The organism is Pseudomonas brassicacearum (assembly GCF_000585995.1).
In the GTDB taxonomy this organism is placed as follows: Bacteria; Pseudomonadota; Gammaproteobacteria; order Pseudomonadales; family Pseudomonadaceae; genus Aquipseudomonas; species Aquipseudomonas brassicacearum_A.
Genome location: NZ_CP007410.1, coordinates 623,721 through 642,907 on the forward strand (window position 1 = coordinate 623,721; position 19,187 = coordinate 642,907).

The 19,187-nt window shown below is 62.3% G+C and carries 16 protein-coding genes; 14 read left to right on the top strand and 2 right to left on the bottom strand.

Features of this window, described 5'->3' with window-relative positions; all coding sequences use genetic code 11:
* Window positions 1-56 precede the first annotated feature (56 nt).
* Window positions 57-1,088 carry a small ribosomal subunit biogenesis GTPase RsgA gene (rsgA, locus tag CD58_RS02640; RefSeq protein WP_014336294.1) on the bottom strand — a complete coding sequence of 344 codons (1,032 nt, stop codon included), beginning with the start codon at window positions 1,086-1,088 and terminating at the stop codon, window positions 57-59.
* A 109-nt stretch (window positions 1,089-1,197) separates the two neighbouring features.
* On the opposite strand from rsgA, the gene orn reads away from it, so the two are divergent.
* The gene (gene orn, locus CD58_RS02645; protein WP_024780809.1) at window positions 1,198-1,740 is read left to right on the top strand and encodes an oligoribonuclease; all 543 of its coding nucleotides are present in this window, start codon (window positions 1,198-1,200) and stop codon (window positions 1,738-1,740) included.
* 228 nt (window positions 1,741-1,968) lie between these two features.
* On the top strand, window positions 1,969-2,580 hold the full coding sequence (locus tag CD58_RS02650) for a trimeric intracellular cation channel family protein (protein WP_003186433.1): 612 nt from the start codon (window positions 1,969-1,971) through the stop codon (window positions 2,578-2,580).
* On the opposite strand, the gene queG is transcribed toward CD58_RS02650, so the two are convergent.
* The gene (gene queG, locus CD58_RS02655) at window positions 2,562-3,641 is read right to left on the bottom strand and encodes a tRNA epoxyqueuosine(34) reductase QueG (protein WP_025211538.1); all 1,080 of its coding nucleotides are present in this window, start codon (window positions 3,639-3,641) and stop codon (window positions 2,562-2,564) included. The genes CD58_RS02650 and queG overlap by 19 nt on opposite strands.
* 63 nt (window positions 3,642-3,704) lie before the next feature.
* Here queG and CD58_RS02660 point away from each other — a divergent pair, with 63 nt between their 5' ends.
* The 12 genes from CD58_RS02660 (at window position 3,705) to CD58_RS02715 (ending at window position 18,699) form a co-directional block, all read left to right on the top strand.
* Window positions 3,705-5,204 (top strand): bifunctional ADP-dependent NAD(P)H-hydrate dehydratase/NAD(P)H-hydrate epimerase, encoded by a 1,500-nt coding sequence (locus tag CD58_RS02660; RefSeq protein ID WP_025211539.1) that lies wholly within the window; start codon window positions 3,705-3,707, stop codon window positions 5,202-5,204.
* Window positions 5,192-5,662 carry a tRNA (adenosine(37)-N6)-threonylcarbamoyltransferase complex ATPase subunit type 1 TsaE gene (gene tsaE, locus CD58_RS02665; RefSeq protein ID WP_025211540.1) on the top strand — a complete coding sequence of 157 codons (471 nt, stop codon included), beginning with the start codon at window positions 5,192-5,194 and terminating at the stop codon, window positions 5,660-5,662. Before CD58_RS02660 ends, tsaE begins: the two co-directional genes overlap by 13 nt.
* Window positions 5,662-7,092 carry an N-acetylmuramoyl-L-alanine amidase gene (locus tag CD58_RS02670; protein ID WP_025211541.1) on the top strand — a complete coding sequence of 477 codons (1,431 nt, stop codon included), beginning with the start codon at window positions 5,662-5,664 and terminating at the stop codon, window positions 7,090-7,092. The genes tsaE and CD58_RS02670 overlap by 1 nt, the downstream gene beginning before the upstream one ends.
* The gene (gene mutL, locus CD58_RS02675) at window positions 7,089-9,002 is read left to right on the top strand and encodes a DNA mismatch repair endonuclease MutL (protein ID WP_025211542.1); all 1,914 of its coding nucleotides are present in this window, start codon (window positions 7,089-7,091) and stop codon (window positions 9,000-9,002) included. The genes CD58_RS02670 and mutL overlap by 4 nt, the downstream gene beginning before the upstream one ends.
* Window positions 9,002-9,973 (top strand): tRNA (adenosine(37)-N6)-dimethylallyltransferase MiaA, encoded by a 972-nt coding sequence (gene miaA / locus CD58_RS02680; RefSeq protein ID WP_025211543.1) that lies wholly within the window; start codon window positions 9,002-9,004, stop codon window positions 9,971-9,973. Before mutL ends, miaA begins: the two co-directional genes overlap by 1 nt.
* A gap of 91 nt (window positions 9,974-10,064) precedes the next feature.
* A complete protein-coding gene (gene hfq / locus CD58_RS02685; RefSeq protein ID WP_025211544.1) occupies window positions 10,065-10,325 on the top strand; it encodes an RNA chaperone Hfq in 261 nt (86 codons plus the stop codon).
* A 12-nt stretch (window positions 10,326-10,337) separates the two neighbouring features.
* Window positions 10,338-11,639, top strand: coding sequence for a ribosome rescue GTPase HflX (gene hflX / locus CD58_RS02690; protein WP_025211545.1), 1,302 nt, complete (start codon window positions 10,338-10,340; stop codon window positions 11,637-11,639).
* An 85-nt stretch (window positions 11,640-11,724) separates the two neighbouring features.
* Window positions 11,725-12,897, top strand: a complete 1,173-nt coding sequence (hflK, locus tag CD58_RS02695) for an FtsH protease activity modulator HflK (RefSeq protein ID WP_025211546.1) — start codon at window positions 11,725-11,727, stop codon at window positions 12,895-12,897.
* Complete coding sequence (gene hflC, locus CD58_RS02700) at window positions 12,897-13,766, top strand: protease modulator HflC (protein WP_025211547.1); 870 nt, start codon at window positions 12,897-12,899, stop codon at window positions 13,764-13,766. The genes hflK and hflC overlap by 1 nt, the downstream gene beginning before the upstream one ends.
* Window positions 13,767-14,079: 313 nt before the next feature.
* Entirely contained in the window at window positions 14,080-15,267 is a 1,188-nt protein-coding gene (locus tag CD58_RS02705) for an ATP phosphoribosyltransferase regulatory subunit (RefSeq protein ID WP_025211548.1), read from the top strand.
* 54 nt (window positions 15,268-15,321) lie between these two features.
* Window positions 15,322-16,614, top strand: coding sequence for an adenylosuccinate synthase (locus CD58_RS02710; protein WP_003186407.1), 1,293 nt, complete (start codon window positions 15,322-15,324; stop codon window positions 16,612-16,614).
* 150 nt (window positions 16,615-16,764) lie between these two features.
* Entirely contained in the window at window positions 16,765-18,699 is a 1,935-nt protein-coding gene (locus CD58_RS02715) for a methyl-accepting chemotaxis protein (protein ID WP_025211549.1), read from the top strand.
* Window positions 18,700-19,187: the final 488 nt, after the last annotated feature.

Here is a 19,187-nt window from a genome sequence, read left to right on the forward strand (position 1 = left end):
TTTTGTGAGGCACTGTTCACCTGAGGCTTGCTTGTCTGTGTGGCTCACATTCCGGGTCAGTAACTGCTTTCCGGCAAGCTGGCGATGATCGAGCGGTAGCTGTTCATCCGTTGCTGATGCACGCGACCTTCTTCCAGCGCCTTGAGCAGCGCGCATCCAGGTTCGCGGTCGTGCTTGCAGTCGCGGAAGCGGCAGGTGCCGATCAGTTCGTTGAATTCGATGAACCCGGCTTCGACATCGGCCCGACTGACATGGCCCAGGCCGAATTCACGGATGCCCGGCGAGTCGATCAATTCACCGCCGCCGGGAAAATGGAACAACCGCGCGGTGGTGGTGGTATGGGTGCCCTGGCCGGACAACTCGGACAACGGCCCGACGCGAGTCTCGACTTCTGGCAGCAGGCTGTTGACCAGTGATGACTTGCCAACGCCGGACTGACCGACGAACACGCTGATGCGCCCATCCAACTGCTGTTGCAATTGCTCCATGCCGTTGCCGTGATGGGCCGAGACTTCCAGCACCGGGTAACCCAAATCCCGATAGACCGACAGCAAGGCGTTCAGCGCCGGGGCGTTGTGCTCGTCGATCAGGTCGAACTTGTTGAGCAGCAACAACGGGCGGATGCCGGCGTGCTCGGCTGCCACCAGGTAACGGTCGATCAGGTTGGCGTGGGGCTCGGGCAGGGGGGCGAACACAATGACGATCATGTCGACGTTGGCCGCTACCGGCTTGAGCTGGCCACGGCTGTCCGGACGGCACAGCTCGGTGTGGCGTGGCAATTGCGCCACGATCACGCCGATGCCCTGGTTGCCGGCACGCCAGACCACCTGGTCGCCAGTCACCAGCGCCGGCAGGTTGGCGCGCAAGTGACAACGGAACACTTGGCCGGCCAGTTCGCCTTCCCGGGCCTCGACCTCGACCTGCACACCGAAGTGGGCGATTACCAGGCCGGTCTGTTCCGGGCCCAGGTCGCCACCTTCCAAGGCTTCGACAGCACTGGATTCGCGTTTGGCGGCGCGGGCAGCGCGCTCGCCCTGGATCTTTTCGATGCGCCAGTTCTGGCGACGATTGAGTTGGCGTTTGGCCATGGGTGTTCCGTATGAAGAAATGCAGCGAATAGGGTAAAACGGCCGCGAGTTTAGCACGCCCAAGGGCCGGCCTAAGCTAAACTGCGTGGCTACGCCGAGGAGCTTCCCTATGCAAAACCCGCAGAACCTGATCTGGATCGACCTGGAAATGACCGGTCTGAACCCCGACACCGACGTCATCATCGAAATGGCCACCATCGTCACCGACAGCGACCTCAACACCCTGGCCGAAGGCCCGGTGATCGCGATCCATCACAGCGACGAGATCCTGGCCGGCATGGACGAATGGAACACCCGCCAGCACGGCGGCTCGGGCCTGACCCAGCGGGTGCGCGAGAGCAAGATCAGCATGGCCGAAGCCGAGGCCCAGACCATCGCGTTCCTGGAACAATGGGTGCCGAAGGGCAAGTCGCCGATCTGCGGCAACAGCATCTGCCAGGACCGTCGCTTCCTCTATACCCACATGAAATCCCTGGAAAGCTATTTCCACTACCGCAACCTGGACGTCTCCACCCTCAAGGAGCTGGCCGCCCGCTGGGCTCCAGAAGTGCGTGACAGCTTCCAAAAGGGTGGCAGCCACCTGGCCCTGGACGACATTCGCGAGTCCATTGCCGAGCTGCAGCATTACCGCAAGCATTTCATCAAGTTCTGAGTGAGGCGCGCGGAGCTCTTGTGGCGAGGAAGCTTGCTCCCGCTGGCCTGCGAAGCAGGCCCTGACAGTCCTTCAGGTAGACCACATTGTCCGGTTTGCGACTGCTGCGCAGCCGAGCGGGAGCAAGCTCCCTCGCCACGGGTCCTGTGTTGGACTTGTCGGAGCTGCCCTCTTTTGGTGCCTGCCCGAAATGGCTAGACTGCGCGCCTTCCTGCAAGGACCGCCACCATGTTGCTGATGCTTTATCTGATCGCCATCACCGCCGAAGCCATGACCGGCGCCTTGTCTGCCGGGCGTCGTGGCATGGACTGGTTCGGCGTGGTGCTGATCGCCTGTATCACGGCGCTGGGTGGCGGCTCGGTGCGCGACGTATTGCTTGGCCATTACCCGCTGACCTGGGTCAAGCACCCGGAATACCTGGTGCTGACCACTGCGGCGGCGATGCTGACGGTGTTCCTGGCGCGCTGGATGCGCCATCTGCGCTCGCTGTTCCTGGTGCTCGACGCCGTGGGGCTGGTGGCGTTCACGCTGATTGGCTGCATGACCGCCCTGGAAATGGGTCATGGCATGCTGGTGGCATCGGTCAGTGGGGTCATCACCGGGGTGTTCGGCGGCATCCTGCGGGACATCTTCTGCAACGATATTCCGCTGATCTTTCGCCGCGAACTCTATGCCAGCGTCTCATTTGCCGCGGCGTGGTGCTACCTGTTGTGCGTCTACCTGCAGTTGCCGAATGAACAGGCGATTCTCATCACCTTGTTCGGCGGTTTCCTGCTGCGGCTCCTGGCGATTCGCTTTCACTGGGAAATGCCGAAGTTCGTTTATAACGACGAGGTCTGACGCTCGGCGTGTTGGCGCAACGCCCACTCGACATGCTCGCGTACCAGTTCCGAAGGATAATCGCGTCGCGCCTCCAGCGCTTGCAGCACCGCAATGGTTGAGGGTGCATTGCCAAGGCCCACCGCCAGGTTGCGCAGCCAACGTTCGTAACCGGCGCGGCGCAGTGGCGAGCCTTCGGTGCTGCGCAGAAACGTGTCCTCGTCCCACATGAACAGCTCGGCCAGCCCGGCGTTGTCCAGGTTGTGTCGCGGCTTGAAGTCGCTTTCCCCGGACGGTCGGGCGAAGCGGTTCCACGGGCAGACGATCTGGCAGTCATCACACCCGAACACCCGATTGCCAATCAATGGCCGCAGTTCTTCGGGGATGGCACTTTTCAGTTCGATGGTCAGGTAGGAGATGCACCGACGGGCATCCAACACGTAGGGCCCGACGAAGGCATTCGTAGGACAGATGTCCAGGCACGCCGTGCATTTTCCACAATGTTCGCTGGCGTGGGGCGGGTCCACCGGCAGGGGCAAGTCGACGAACAGCTCGCTCAAAAAGAAATAACTGCCCGCCTTGCGGTTCAACACCAAGGTGTTTTTACCGATCCAGCCCAGGCCGGCCTGTTCCGCGATGGCCTTCTCCAGCACCGGCGCGCTGTCGACGAAGGCGCGATAGCCAAAGGGGCCGATGACCGCCTGGATTTTTTCTGCCAGTTGCTGCACACGTTTACGGATCAATTTGTGGTAATCGCGGCCCAATGCATAACGCGAGACGTAGGCCTTTTCCGGTTGGCCGAGCAATTGCGCCATTTGCGTGTCGCCCGGCAGGTAATCCATGCGCAGGGAAACCACCCGCAGCGTGCCCGGCACCAGCTCGTCGGGGTGCGAGCGTTTGCTGCCATGGGCCGCCATGTAATCCATCTCGCCGTGATAGCCCGCGTCGAGCCAGCGCTGCAAATGTTGCTCATGCTCGGCAAGGTCCAGGCCGCTGATGCCGACTTGCTGGAAACCCAGCTCACGGCCCCAGTCCTTGATGGATTGGGCGAGGGCGGGGAGGTCTGTGGGAATGACAGGCATGAGGCGAGAGAAACCGGAGCTGAGATGCGTATAATTCTGCCAGACATCGGAGCCCGAAGACGCATGCCGCACACTAAAGATGATTTTCCCGACGCGCTGTACAGTGCCGCGCAGGTTCGGGCCCTCGACGCACAATTGATCGCGGCGGGCACCGCCGGCTTCGAATTGATGCAGCGCGCGGCCCGCGCCATGTGGCGTGCGATCGTTCGGCACTGGCCTGACGCCAGCGAGCTGACCGTACTGGCTGGCCACGGCAACAACGCGGGCGATGGTTACCTGGTGGCAACCCTGGCCCGGCGCGCCGGTTGGTCGGTGCGGGTGCTGACGGTGGGCGAGCCCCGGCGTCTGCAGGGCGACGCCGCCAATGCCCACGCTGAGGCTGTGGCGGTGGGTGTCCCGGTGGAACCGTGGTCGGACGAATCCGAATTGCGTGGCGTGCTGCTGGACGCGTTGCTCGGCACCGGGTTGAGCGGCGATGTACGCGAGCCCTATGTGCGTGCTATCGACACGATCAATGTCAGTGGTCTGCCGGTCGCCGCGGTGGATATTCCCTCCGGGCTGTGTGCCGACACCGGTCGGGTTCTCGGTACGGCGGTGGTGGCCGACCTGACTGTGACGTTCATTGGCCTGAAGCTCGGCCTGTTCACGGGGGATGCGGCGGATCGGGTAGGCGAACTGGTGTTCAACGATCTACACGCCGACCCTGACATCGTTGAAGCGACACCGGCCAGTGCCCGACTGCTCTCACCGCATAATCTGCCGCGTCTGACGCCGCGCATGCCCACGTCCCACAAAGGCCGGTTTGGTCATGTGCTGTTGATTGGCGGCGACCGAGGTTTTGGCGGCGCCATCCAGATGAGCGCCGAAAGCGCCCTGCGTTGCGGCGCGGGCATGGTGTCCATGGCGACCCGCAGCGAGCATGTGTCCGCGGCGCTGACGCGTTTGCCCGAGGTCATGGTGCAGGGCACTCATTCGGCCAACCAATTGATGGGCTTGCTCAAGCAGGCCAGTGTGCTGGTGGTCGGGCCAGGGCTGGGCCAGGCCGCGTGGGGACGCAGCCTGTTGTCGGCGGCGGCCAATGCGCCGCTGCCGCAAGTGTGGGATGCCGATGCGCTGAACCTGCTGAGTAGCGGCGACGTCAGTCTGCCCGAGCACTGTGTCATCAGCCCGCATCCGGGCGAGGCGGCGCGGCTGCTGGACATCTCCACGGCTCAGGTGCAGGCCGATCGTCCGGCGGCGGCCCATGCATTGAGCAAAAAATACACCGCCACAGTGATTCTCAAGGGCGCCGGCAGCCTGATCGCCAGCCCGGACGGTCGTCTGGCCGTTTGCAGCCAGGGCCATCCGGCTATGGCCACGGCCGGCCTGGGGGACGTGTTGGCCGGCGTGGTCGGCGCTTTGTTGGCCCAGGGCATGGAAGATTTTGATGCGGCGTGCCTGGCGGTCTGGTTGCACGCCAATGCCGGTGCCCAAGCCGGTCGGTCGGGTCGGGGAGTGGCGGCGACCGATCTGATCCCGGCCATTCGTCAGTTGTTGGAGGAGCATTCACCGTGTCTGAAGTAACCCTGTTCATGGCGGACGAACACGCCATGACGGAATTCGGGGCGCGTATCGCGCGCACCACTGGGGGCCATGGCCTGATTTTTCTCGAAGGTGACCTTGGCGCGGGGAAAACCACCCTGTCCCGGGGCATCATTCGCGGCCTTGGGCACGTCGGCGCGGTAAAAAGCCCTACGTTCACGTTGGTCGAGCCCTACGAGATCGGTGATGTTCGCGCCTTCCATTTCGACCTGTATCGACTGGTGGATCCCGAGGAGCTGGAATTTCTCGGTATCCGCGATTATTTCGAAGATGATGCCTTGTGCCTGATCGAATGGCCCCAGAAGGGTGCAGGCTTTTTGCCAAAGCCGGACCTGACCATTACCATTGGCGCGCAGAACGGCGGGCGTTCGCTGAAACTGACGCCGCAAGGCTCGCGTGGCGAGTCGTGGTGTGCCGCTTTGGCATTGGAAATTAATTGATGATGGGGTTTGGTATGCGCTTTCGCGCGGTGGTTGCTGTCGTAGGACTGTTGCTTACGGCACTGGCCGTCGATGCTGTGGCCGAGACAAAGGTCAACAGCGTTCGCCTCTGGCGAGCGCCGGACAACACACGGCTGGTCTTCGACCTGACGGGCCCGGTGCAGCACAGCGTATTCACCCTGACGGCCCCGGATCGCCTGGTGATCGACATCAATGGCGCGTCCCTGGGGGCGCCGTTGAACGTGGCCACCGCCAACACCCCCATTACCTCGATGCGCTCGGCCCAACGGACGCCGACCGACCTGCGGGTGGTCATCGACCTGAAAAAAGCCGTGACCCCGAAAAGCTTCACCCTGGCGCCGAACGCCCAGTATGGCAACCGGTTGGTGGTGGACCTGTTCGACAACCCGGCCGATGCCGCGCCGCCACCACCGCCGCCCACCAATGTCGCAACGTTGCCGGCGGTACCGGTGACGCCGACCGAGCCGGCGATCAAGCTGCCACCGGCCCCGGCTGGCAAGCGCGACATCATCGTGGTGATCGACGCCGGCCACGGCGGTGAAGACCCGGGTGCCTCGGGTTCGCGCGGGCAGCGTGAAAAAGACGTGGTGCTGTCCATCGCCCGTGAGTTGCAGCGTCAGGTCAACGGCATGAAAGGCTTCCGTGCCGAACTGACCCGTACCGGCGACTACTTCATTCCTTTGCGCGGGCGTACCGAGATCGCCCGCAAGAAAGGCGCCGACCTGTTCGTTTCCATCCACGCCGACGCCGCGCCTTCGGCGGCAGCGTTCGGGGCTTCGGTGTTTGCCCTGTCTGACCGCGGTGCCACGTCCGAGACTGCTCGTTGGCTGGCCGACAGCGAAAACCGTTCCGACCTGATCGGCGGTGCCGGCAACGTCAGCCTCGACGACAAGGACCGCATGCTCGCCGGTGTGTTGCTCGATTTGTCGATGACCGCCTCGTTGACCTCCAGCCTGAACGTCGGCCAGAAAGTCCTGAGCAACATCGGTCGGGTCACGCCGCTGCACAAGCAGCGCGTCGAGCAGGCCGGATTCATGGTGCTCAAGTCGCCGGACATCCCCTCGATCCTGGTGGAGACCGGGTTCATCTCCAACGCCAACGAAGCGTCCAAGCTGTCGTCTGCCAATCACCAGCAGGCACTGGCCCGCTCCATCAGCAGCGGCGTGCGGCAGTTCTTCCAGCAGAACCCACCGCCAGGCACCTATATCGCCTGGCTGCGCGACTCCGGCAAGATCGCCCAAGGCCCGCGGGACCATCGGGTCAGCCCCGGCGAGACCCTGGCGATGATCGCCGTGCGCTATCAGGTGTCACCCGCCACCTTGCGCAGTGCCAACAATCTCAAGAGCGACGAGCTCAAGATTGGCCAGACCCTGACCATTCCCGGCAATGAAGTGGCGGTCCAGCAATGAGTGATGAAGTGATCGGCGGCAACGCTCGCATTGAACTGCTCAGCCCACGGCTGGCGAACCAGATCGCCGCCGGGGAAGTGGTCGAGCGTCCAGCGTCGGTCATCAAGGAGTTGCTGGAAAACAGCCTCGACTCCGGGGCTAAACGCATCGACGTGGATGTCGAACAGGGCGGCGTGAAGTTGCTGCGGGTGCGCGATGACGGTGGCGGTATTTCTGCCGATGACCTGCCGCTGGCCCTGGCGCGGCACGCCACCAGCAAGATTCGCGACCTGGAAGACCTCGAACGGGTCATGAGCCTGGGGTTTCGTGGCGAGGCGCTGGCGTCCATCAGTTCGGTGTCGCGCCTGACACTGACCTCCCGCACCCGTGATGCCGAGCAGGCCTGGCAGGTCGAGACCGAGGGTCGGGAGATGGCTTCTCGCGTCCAGCCCGCGGCCCACCCGGTGGGTACCTCGGTGGAAGTGCGCGACCTGTTCTTCAACACTCCGGCCCGGCGCAAGTTTCTCAAGGCCGAGAAGACCGAATTCGATCACTTGCAGGAAGTCATCAAGCGCCTGGCCCTGGCGCGTTTTGACGTGGCGTTCCATTTGCGCCACAACGGCAAGACCATCCTCAGCCTGCACGAAGCCCATGACGACGCGGCCCGTGCCCGCCGTGTGGGTGCCGTGTGCGGTGCCGGGTTCCTGGAGCAGGCCTTGCCCATCGAAGTGGAGCGCAATGGCCTGCACCTGTGGGGTTGGGTTGGGTTGCCGACCTTTTCCCGTAGCCAGGCAGACTTGCAATACTTTTACGTGAACGGCCGGGCGGTACGCGACAAGCTGGTGGCCCATGCGGTGCGCCAGGCTTATCGCGATGTGCTGTTCAACGGCCGGCATCCGACATTCGTGCTGTTTTTCGAAGTCGATCCGGCGGTGGTGGACGTCAACGTGCACCCGACCAAGCACGAAGTGCGTTTCCGTGACGGGCGCATGGTGCACGATTTCCTCTATGGCACCTTGCACCGCGCCCTGGGCGACGTGCGGCCGGAAGATCAACTGGCGGCCCCGGCCGCGGTGGCTGGCATGGTCCGGCCGACGGGGCTGGATGCCGGCGAATTCGGTCCCCAGGGCGAAATGCGCCTGGCGGCCAACGCACTGTTGGAACAACCCCAGCCTCAGCCGAGCTACAACACGGCGGGGACCGGTGCCGGCAGCGGCTATCAGTATCAATACACGCCACGCCCGCAATCGAACGTGCCGGCGGCCGAGGCCCAGGCGGCCTATCGCGAATTTTTCAAGCCCTTGCCTGAAGCCGGTGCGGCGGCGCTGCCCGACGGCCAGGGCGACATCCCGCCGCTGGGTTATGCACTGGCGCAACTCAAAGGCATTTATATCCTTTCGGAAAATGCCCAGGGCCTGGTCCTGGTGGACATGCACGCTGCCCACGAGCGGATCATGTACGAGCGGTTGAAAATCGCCATGGCCAGCGAAGGCCTCAGTGGCCAGCCGCTGTTGGTGCCCGAATCCCTGGCCGTCAGCCAGCGCGAAGCCGATTGCGCCGAGGAGCACGTGAGCTGGTTCCAGCGCCTGGGCTTCGAATTGCAGCGCCTGGGCCCGGAAACCCTGGCGATCCGTCAGATTCCGGCCTTGCTGAAGCAGGCCGAGGCCAATCGGCTGGTCAGCGACGTGCTGGCGGACCTGATGGAATATGGCACCAGCGACCGAATCCAGGCGCACCTGAACGAACTGCTCGGCACCATGGCTTGCCACGGCGCGATCCGCGCCAACCGACGCCTGGCGTTGCCGGAAATGAACGGCCTGCTGCGGGACATGGAAAACACCGAACGCAGCGGCCAATGCAACCATGGCCGGCCGACCTGGACCCAATTGGGCCTGGACGACCTGGACAAACTGTTCCTGCGCGGTCGTTGATGAGCCAGTTGCCCCCCGCGATTTTCCTGATGGGCCCGACCGCCGCCGGCAAGACCGACCTGGCCATCGAATTGACCAAAGTCCTGCCTTGCGAGCTGATCAGCGTCGATTCGGCGCTGGTCTACCGGGGCATGGACATCGGCACCGCCAAGCCATCGAAAGAGCTGCTGGCCGAATATCCGCACCGGCTGATCGACATCCTCGATCCGGCCGAGGCCTATTCGGCTGCGGATTTTCGTCGCGATGCCCTCCAGGCCATGGCCGATATCACCGCACGGGGCAAGATTCCACTGCTGGTGGGCGGAACGATGCTGTATTACAAGGCTTTGGTCGATGGGCTGGCGGACATGCCAGCGGCCGATCCCCAGGTGCGCGCGCAGATCGAAGAAGAGGCCGGGCGCCTTGGCTGGCAAGCCCTGCACGAGCAATTGGCGGTCATTGACCCGGAATCGGCGGCGCGAATCCACCCCAACGATCCGCAGCGGCTCAGCCGGGCCCTGGAGGTTTATCGGGTCAGCGGCCAGAGCATGACGGCCCTGCGCCAGCGACAATCTGCGCAAAGTACTGAAGCAGCCGCTTCGGGACTGCAACAATTGCCCTATACTGTCGCGAATCTGGCCATCGCTCCGGCGAACCGGCAAGTGCTGCATCGGCGAATTGAACAAAGATTCACATTAATGTTGGAACAGGGGTTCATAGACGAGGTCGTAGCCCTGCGTGAGCGAAGTGACCTGCATGCCGGGTTGCCGTCTATACGTGCGGTGGGTTATCGACAAGTCTGGGATTACCTGGACGGCAAGCTGACGTCAGCCGAGATGCAGGAGCGTGGGATCATTGCCACGCGCCAATTGGCGAAACGCCAGTTCACTTGGCTGCGCAGCTGGACTGACCTGCATTGGCTTGACAGTCTTGATTGCGACAATCTGCCACGCGCCTTGAAATACCTCGGGACCATCTCCATATTGAGCTGAGTCCTTGCAATTGCCGTCTATCCTTGGGGGTGTGACGGCCCAAGCCATCTGATTCCGATTTTTATTATTGATCCTTAAAGGAGTGCGGCACATGTCAAAAGGGCATTCGCTACAAGACCCTTACTTGAACACTTTACGTAAAGAGAAAGTTGGGGTGTCCATCTATCTGGTCAACGGGATCAAACTGCAAGGCACGATCGAGTCTTTCGACCAGTTCGTCATCCTTCTGAAAAACACCGTCAGCCAGATGGTCTACAAGCACGCGATCTCGACAGTCGTGCCAGTTCGTCCAATTCGTCTGCCTAGCGCAACCGAAACCGAAGGCGGTGACGCTGAGCCGGGTAACGCCTGATAGGAGTCTCCTTTGTTCTTTGAGCGCCACGGTGGTGGTGAACGGGCCATTCTCGTTCACTTGGATGGACAGGACCCTGAGGCGCGCGAAGATCCGCAGGAGTTTCAGGAATTGGCACTGTCGGCCGGCGCCGAGACCGTCGCGTTTTTCAACGTGCCGCGTCATCGGCCAACCGCCAAATTCCTGATCGGTAGTGGCAAGGTCGAGGAGTTGCGCGACCTGGTCAAGACCGAGCAGGTCGACCTGGTGATTTTCAATCACATCCTCACGCCGAGTCAGGAACGTAACCTCGAACGTGTTTTCGAGTGTCGCGTGATCGACCGGACGGGGCTGATTCTCGACATCTTCGCCCAACGCGCCCGCACCCATGAAGGCAAGCTCCAGGTCGAACTGGCACAGCTTGAGCACATGAGTACGCGGCTGGTTCGCGGCTGGACTCACCTTGAGCGGCAGAAGGGCGGTATCGGTCTGCGCGGTCCGGGTGAAACCCAACTGGAAACCGACCGGCGCCTGCTGCGGGTTCGCCTGCGCCAGATCAAGGGGCGCCTGGAAAAGGTCCGCAGCCAGCGCGAGCAGTCGCGGCGCGGCCGCAAGCGCGCGGACATCCCGACGGTTTCACTGGTGGGCTATACCAACGCCGGCAAATCGACCCTGTTCAATAATGTCACGCAATCGGACGTCTACGCCGCCGACCAGTTGTTCGCCACGCTCGATCCAACCCTGCGCCGGCTCGACCTGGACGACCTCGGGCCGATCGTGCTGGCCGACACCGTGGGCTTCATCCGCCACCTGCCGCATAAACTGGTCGAGGCTTTCCGGGCTACGCTCGAAGAGTCGAGTAACTCCGACCTGCTGCTGCACGTGATCGATGCCGCCGAGCCGGACCGAATGCTGCAGATCGAGCAAGTGATGGTGGTGCTCGGCGAGATCGGGGCCCAGGACTTGCCGATCCTCGAGGTATACAACAAACTCGATTTGCTCGAAGGTGTGGAGCCGCAGATCCAGCGCGATGCCGATGGCAAGCCGCAACGGGTCTGGTTATCGGCCCGTGACGGCACTGGCCTGGACCTGCTCAAGCAGGCCGTGGCGGAGCTGTTGGGCAATGATCTGTTTGTCGGCACGCTGAAGTTACCGCAACGTTTCGCCCGGCTGCGTGCCCAGTTCTTTGAATCGGGGGCGGTGCAAAAAGAAGAACACGACGAAGAAGGCGACTACCTGCTGGCTGTTCGCCTGCCTCGGTCGGAGCTTAACCGGCTGATCAGTCGCGAAGGGCTGCAACCGATGGAATTCATCGAGCAACACACTTTGCAATAAAAGCCTGAGAAAGCTGTGTCAGGCATTCTGTAGCATTGGTCGGCGCGCCGTGGGTGCGTCTTTGCTTTATCAGATGGAGAGCGCTATGGCTTGGAATGAGCCGGGTGGCAACTCGAATAATCAGGATCCTTGGGGTGGCAAGCGTCGTAACAACGGCGACCGCAAGGGGCCACCAGATCTCGACGAGGCCTTTCGAAAGCTGCAGGAAAGCCTGAACGGTTTGTTCGGTGGTGGTAAAAAACGCGGTGACGATGGCGGCGGTCGTCCGGGTAAGGGCGGCGGTTTCGGCCTGCTCGGCATCGGTCTTGTCGTGCTCGCGGCTATCTGGCTGTACAGCGCGGTTTATGTCGTGGACGAGCAGGAGCAGGCCGTGGTGCTGCGCTTCGGCAAGTACTACGAAACCGTCGGCCCGGGCTTGAACATCTATTTTCCGCCGATCGACCAGAAGTACATGGAAAACGTCACGCGTGAGCGTGCCTACACCAAGCAGGGCCAGATGCTGACCGAAGACGAAAACATCGTCGAAGTGCCGCTGACCGTGCAATACAAGATCACCAACCTGCAAGACTTCGTGCTGAACGTCGACCAGCCGGAAATCAGCCTGCAGCATGCGACCGAAAGTGCCTTGCGCCATGTGGTGGGTTCCACCGCCATGGACCAGGTGCTGACCGAAGGTCGTGAGCTGATGGCCAGCGAAATCAAGGAGCGCCTGCAACGGTTCCTCGATACCTATCGCACCGGTATCACCGTTACCCAGGTCAACGTCCAGAGCGCAGCGGCACCGCGTGAAGTCCAGGAAGCCTTCGATGACGTGATTCGCGCCCGTGAAGACGAACAGCGTTCGCGCAACCAGGCCGAGACCTACGCCAACGGCGTCGTGCCGGAAGCCCGTGGTCAGGCCCAGCGCATCATCGAAGATGCCAACGGTTATCGCGACGAAGTGGTCTCCCGTGCCAAGGGTGAGGCTGATCGCTTCACCAAGTTGGTGGCCGAGTATCGCAAGGCCCCTGAAGTCACCCGTGAGCGTCTGTACCTGGACACCATGCAGGAAGTCTTCAGCAACACCAGCAAGGTCCTTGTGACCGGCAACAAGAACGGCCAGAGCAATCTGCTGTACTTGCCGCTGGACAAGATGGTCGAGAGCGGCCGCAACACCAGCACGCCGTCGACCGGCGCGGCAGCCGCCAGCAATAATGAAGGCAACGCCCGTGCGGCGGAACTGCAGCAACAGCAAGCACGTACCAGGGAGAGTCGCTGATGAGCAATAAATCGCTGATCGCCCTTATTGTCGGTGTCGTCGTGGCGATCGCTGCCTGGAACTGCTTCTACATCGTGGCTCAGACCGAGCGTGCGGTGTTGCTGCAGTTTGGTCGCGTGGTCCAGGCTGATGTCCAGCCAGGGCTGCATGTGAAAGTGCCGTACGTCAACAAGGTGCGCAAGTTCGACGCCCGCCTGATGACGCTGGATGCGCCGACGCAACGCTTCCTGACGCTGGAAAAGAAAGCCGTAATGGTGGATGCCTACGCCAAGTGGCGGGTGAAGGATGCCGAGCGCTTCTACACCGCGACTTCCGGCCTCAAGCAGATCGCCGACGAGCGTCTGTCCCGTCGTCTGGAATCGGGCCTGCGTGACCAGTTCGGTAAGCGCACGTTGCATGAAGTCGTGTCTGGTGAGCGTGATGCGCTCATGTCCGACATCACCCGTTCGCTGAACACGATGGCGGAAAAAGAGCTGGGTATCGAAGTGGTCGATGTCCGGGTCAAGGCTATCGACCTGCCGAAGGAAGTGAACCGCAGCGTGTTCGAGCGCATGAGCACCGAGCGTGAGCGTGAAGCCCGCGAGCACCGCGCCAAGGGTAACGAGCTGGCCGAAGGCATCCGTGCCGACGCCGATCGCCAACGTCGCGTGCTGCTGGCCGAAGCCTATCGGGAATCGGAAGAGGTTCGGGGTGATGGTGATGCCCAGGCCGCTGCGATCTACTCCAAGGCCTATGGCCAGGATCAGGAGTTCTACGGGTTCTACCGTAGCCTGCGCGCTTACCGTGAAAGCTTTGCGAACAAATCCGACGTCATGGTCCTGGACCCAAGTAGCGACTTCTTCCGCTACCTGGAAAAGGCCAAGCCTTGATGCGACGTTGACCTGAGACACTCCGCCCGGCGGCTAAAGCGTCGGGCGGGGTGATCCTTTGGGAAAACGTGTGTATGATGCGGCAGCCGGGAAATTCCCGGCTTTTTTGCGTCTGCACGTTTGATTGTGGTTTTGGTTGCAGGCGTCGGGTTGAACGACTCGACAGGTTTTTCGAGGAAAGTGCTGGGCGAGGCCGCTTGCTGGCCGTTCGTCACGTCGCTCATGCGCGTGTTTTGCGCGTGGGCCAAGTATTTTCTGCTTCACTCAAGGCTTGCCCGAGGGCTGGCCGCCCGGACCATAGGGGAATGGCGTAATGGCAACGGTAGACCGCTGGCTGCTGCCAGATGGCATCGAAGAAGTACTGCCACCGGAAGCCGCGCGTATCGAAGTCGCGCGTCGGCAGGTGTTGGATCTGTTCCAGAGCTGGGGTTACGAGTTCGTCGTCACCCCGCATATCGAGTACCTGGAATCCCTGCTGACCGGCGCGGGCCAGGACCTGGATCTGCGCACCTTCAAGGTGATCGACCCGCAGTCGGGCCGGCAGATGGGCTTTCGCGCCGACATCACGCCACAAGTGGCGCGCATCGATGCCCACACCCTGCGCCGTGAAGGCCCGAGCCGCCTGTGCTACGCCGGCAGTGTGCTGCACGCCCAGCCACGTGCCTTGTCGTCTTCGCGCAGCCCGATCCAGCTAGGTGCCGAGCTGTATGGCGACGCCAGCCCGAGCAGCGACGTGGAAGTCATCAGCCTGATGTTGGCCATGCTGCAACTGGCTGACGTGCCGGATGTCCACATGGACCTGGGTCATGTCGGCATCTATCGCGGCCTGGCCCGTGCGGCCGGTCTGTCTGGTGAAGTGGAACAACAGTTGTTCGACGCCTTGCAACGCAAGGCCATCGACGAAGTCATCAGCCTGACCGAAGGCCTGCCGGCTGATCTGTCGGGCATGCTGCGGGCGCTGGTGGACCTGTGTGGTGGTCGTGAAGTGCTGACCGCCGCCCGCGAACGCCTGGCCCATGCACCAGCGCCTGTATTGGCGGCACTGGACGATTTGCTGGCGATTGCCGAGCGTCTGTCGGTGCGTTTCCCTGAGTTGCCGCTGTATTTCGACCTGGGCGAGTTGCGCGGGTATCACTACCACACGGGCGTCGTCTTCGCGGTGTTTGTGCCGGGCGTGGGCCAGTCCATCGCCCAGGGCGGTCGTTATGACGATATCGGAGCCGACTTCGGTCGTGCCCGTCCGGCGACTGGCTTTTCCACCGATCTGAAAACCCTGGTGACCCTGGGGCGTGCTGAAATCGAGCTACCGTCTGGCGGTATCTGGATGCCTGACAGTACGGATGCGGCACTCTGGCAGGCGGTCTGCCAGTTGCGCAGTGAGGGTCAGCGCGTTGTCCAGGCTTTGCCTGGGCAACCTTTGGCCGCCGCCCGTGAAGCGGACTGCGACCGGCAATTGATTCAGCAGAACGGGCTTTGGCAAGTATTGCCGCTGGCTTCTTGAGTTTTCCTGTCGGCTGCGGCCGGCACCAAGTTTGCGCGAATGAGGACAAGTGTTATGGGTAAGAATGTCGTAGTCCTGGGCACCCAATGGGGTGATGAGGGCAAAGGCAAGATCGTTGATCTGCTGACCGAACATGCTGCCGCCGTAGTGCGCTACCAGGGTGGCCACAACGCAGGTCACACGTTGGTGATCGACGGTGAAAAAACCGTTCTGCACCTGATTCCGTCGGGTGTGCTGCGCGAAGGTGTGCAGTGCCTGATCGGCAACGGTGTGGTGGTTGCACCCGACGCCCTGCTGCGGGAGATCATCAAGCTGGAAGAGAAAGGCGTGCCGGTGCGCGAGCGCCTGCGTATCAGCCCGTCTTGCCCGCTGATCCTGTCCTATCACGTTGCGCTGGACCAGGCCCGTGAAAAGGCCCGTGGCGAGCTGAAGATCGGCACCACCGGTCGCGGCATCGGCCCGGCCTACGAAGACAAAGTGGCCCGTCGTGGCCTGCGCATCGGTGACTTGTTCCACCGCGAGCGTTTCGCCGCCAAGCTGGGCGAGTTGCTGGACTACCACAACTTCGTGCTGGTCAATTACTACAAAGAACCGGCCATCGACTTCCAGAAGACCCTGGACGAGTGCATGGAGTACGCCGAGCTGCTCAAGCCGATGATGCTCGACGTCACCGCCGAGCTGCACGAGCTGCGCCGCGCCGGCAAGGACATCATGTTCGAAGGTGCCCAGGGTTCGCTGCTGGACATCGACCACGGCACCTACCCGTACGTCACCAGCTCCAACACCACCGCCGGCGGCATCGCCACGGGGTCGGGTTTTGGTCCGATGTACCTGGACTACATCCTGGGCATCACCAAGGCCTACACCACCCGCGTCGGTTCGGGTCCGTTCCCGACTGAGCTGTTCGACGACGTCGGTGCCTTCCTGGCCAAGCGCGGCCACGAGTTCGGTGCTACTACCGGCCGTGCCCGTCGTTGCGGCTGGTTCGATGCCGTCATCCTGCGTCGCGCCATCGACGTCAACAGCATCTCGGGCCTGTGCCTGACCAAGCTGGACGTGTTGGACGGCCTGGAAACCATCAACATCTGCGTGGGCTACAAGAACCAGGACGGCGCTGTCATCGACGCCCCGACCGACGCCGACAGCTACATTGGCCTGGAGCCGGTGTACGAGCAGATGCCAGGCTGGACCGAGTCGACCGTGGGTGCCAAGACCCTGGAAGAGCTGCCAGTGGCAGCCCGCAACTACATCAAGCGCGTTGAAGAGCTGGTCGGTGCGCCGATCGACATTATTTCGACGGGGCCTGACCGCAACGAAACCATCGTTCTGCGTCACCCATTTGCCTGATAAGTCGTTGATGTAAAAAACAAAGGCCCCTCGTTTGGGGCCTTTGTCGTTTCTGCCCGCCGAACGGCACGACCTTTGCTATGCACCCTTACAATCAGTACTTCTTTGAAGTGCCATCAATTTAATGGCGTTTAGTAGAGGGATTCCCCTGTGTCGGCCGTTCTCTCACTGTTACAAAGCCGTCTGTTGCGGCCCGTATTCGTTACCTTGGGTATCGCCCTTTTGGTGCAGGTGCTGGTGGCTGTCGCGCTGACACGAAGCACGGTCACCGCGCTGGAGGCCGATCTAGGCGCTCGGCTGGGGGGCGACAGTCAGAAATTGTCTGGCGAACTCGAGCAGGCCGGGCGCGAGGTCACCTCGAGCCTGGACAGTTTGTCTGTCAACACCCGCCAGCGTCTCACTGCCGGTTTGTCTGCGCGGCTGAAGGACGAACAGGCGCAATTGCGGACGACGCTGGAGAAAACGCTCAAGGATTCCGCCAATGATATGGCGCAACTCCTGGCCTCCGTCGCACCCCGCGCCATGTGGGACAACGACGTGCCCACGCTTTCCGAGTTTGCTCGTCGGGCCCAGCGCAATCCCAATGTGCTGTTCGTCATCTATGACGATGCCGCCGGAGAGCACCTGACCCGTTATCTGAACCGGGAAAACCCGATCAACAAGGCGTTGCTGGAAAAAGGCAAGGGCGAGCGGGCGCTGGACAAAGTGTTGGATGCGGCGAAGAGCGATCCGTCGGTGTATTACCTCGAAGCCTCGATCAACCCCAACGGCGTGGAGATCGGCAAAGTCTTGATGGGGGTTTCCACAGCCTCCGTTGACGCCGACCTGAAGGCACTGGACCAGCGTTTTTCGGCCCTGATCGCCAGCAGCGACCAGTTGGTCGGTGACAGCCTCAAGGGTGCGGCAGCCGACAGCGCCGCCGCCATGCGCGGTCGCCTGGAATCGGCTCAGGCCACGGCCACGCAAATGCAGACCAACACCGCCAGCACCGTGCAGGACGCGGCGGGCACCTTGCGTTGGCGCATCGGCATGGGCCTGTCGCTGGTGGGCTTCGGCGTATTGGTTCTGCTGGCCGTGGTACTGGGGCGTCGGGTGGTCAATCGCTTGAAGTTGTTGATCGCGGCCATGAACGACCTGGCGGCGGGCGATGGCGATCTGACCAAACGTGTGCAGATCAGCAGCAAGGATGAAATTGGCGAGATGGCTTCGGCGGTCAATCGCTTTGTGGATAAGTTGCAACCGATTGTGCGAGAGGCGGGCGACGTGGCCCAGCGCACCGGGCAGGAAATTGGCGCGATGACTCTGCGTAACTCCGGCGCTGACGCGGCGGCTGGCATGCAGCGTGATGAAGTGGCCGAGAGCCTGCGGGCGCTCTCGCAAATGGCTGATGAAGCGCAGTCGGAAAGCCACGCGATGCAGGCGGCCTTGCAGCAAGTGGTGGAGATTCGCAAGGCCACCGATGAAAACACCCGCACCTCGGCCAAGGTTGGTGGTTTGATCGAGGCGTTGGCCGGGCAGGTGGATACCGGGGCGAAGGTGATCGAACGCCTGGCGCAGCAGAGTGAGCAGATCGAAGTGGTGCTGACCGTGATTCATGGCATTGCCGAGCAGACCAATCTGCTGGCCTTGAACGCAGCCATCGAAGCGGCGCGGGCTGGGGAGACCGGGCGTGGGTTTGCGGTGGTGGCGGATGAGGTGCGGGCGTTGGCGAGCAAGACCCAGAGTTCGACTGGTGACATCCAGGCGCACATTGTGGCTTTGCAGCAGGGTGCTCGCGAGGCGGTGGCGGCTATCGGCCAGGCTGGGCGCCAGGCCAGTGAGGGCTTGCTGGTGTTGCGTGACAGTGCGCGTTTGCAGCAGTCGGTTCAGGCTTCTGTGGAGCAGGTGCATGCGGCTATTGGTCTGGCGACTCAGGCGGCGGCCCATCAGGCTCAGGGTGCGCAGGCGGTGCGTGGGCGGGTGGAGACCATTCATGCCCAGGCTGAGAAAGCCGCTCAGGCTGTGGTCGAGACTACGGCCAGTGGCAAGGTGTTGGATAGTTTGGCGGCGCAGTTGAAGGCGAGTTTGGGGCAGTTCAGGGCCTGATAGCTGGCCGGGGGTTTTTGACCGGGTACATATCCGTTGCTGCGGTAACGGCGGCTTATGGTTCCGCTCTTACAGCGGCTCACTTTTGAGAAGCGCAAAAGTAAGCAAAACGCTTTAGCCCCACCACTCGGTGCCTCGCCTAGGCTCGGCATGCCCGAACGCAGGCATTGCTCCGTGGGCCCGCCGCGAAGGGCCATCCATGGCCCAGCGCGGCTATCCCGGCATCCATGCCGGGATGCCCACTCCACAATACCTACGTTCGGCCAGCGTGGTTAACGGGGCGCCCGAGATCAACATCCACCCCGAGGCGGCCTAGTAGCCGACCTGGTTCTTGGTGGGACCGCGTTTCCCCTGTGGGAGCGGGCTTGCCCGCGAAGGCGGCCTAGTAGCCGGCCTGTCTCTTGCGGGTGTACCCCAATCCAACTGTGGGAGCGGGCTTGCTCGCGAAGGCGGCCTGGCAGCCGACCTGTTTCTCCCAGCTGTACTCC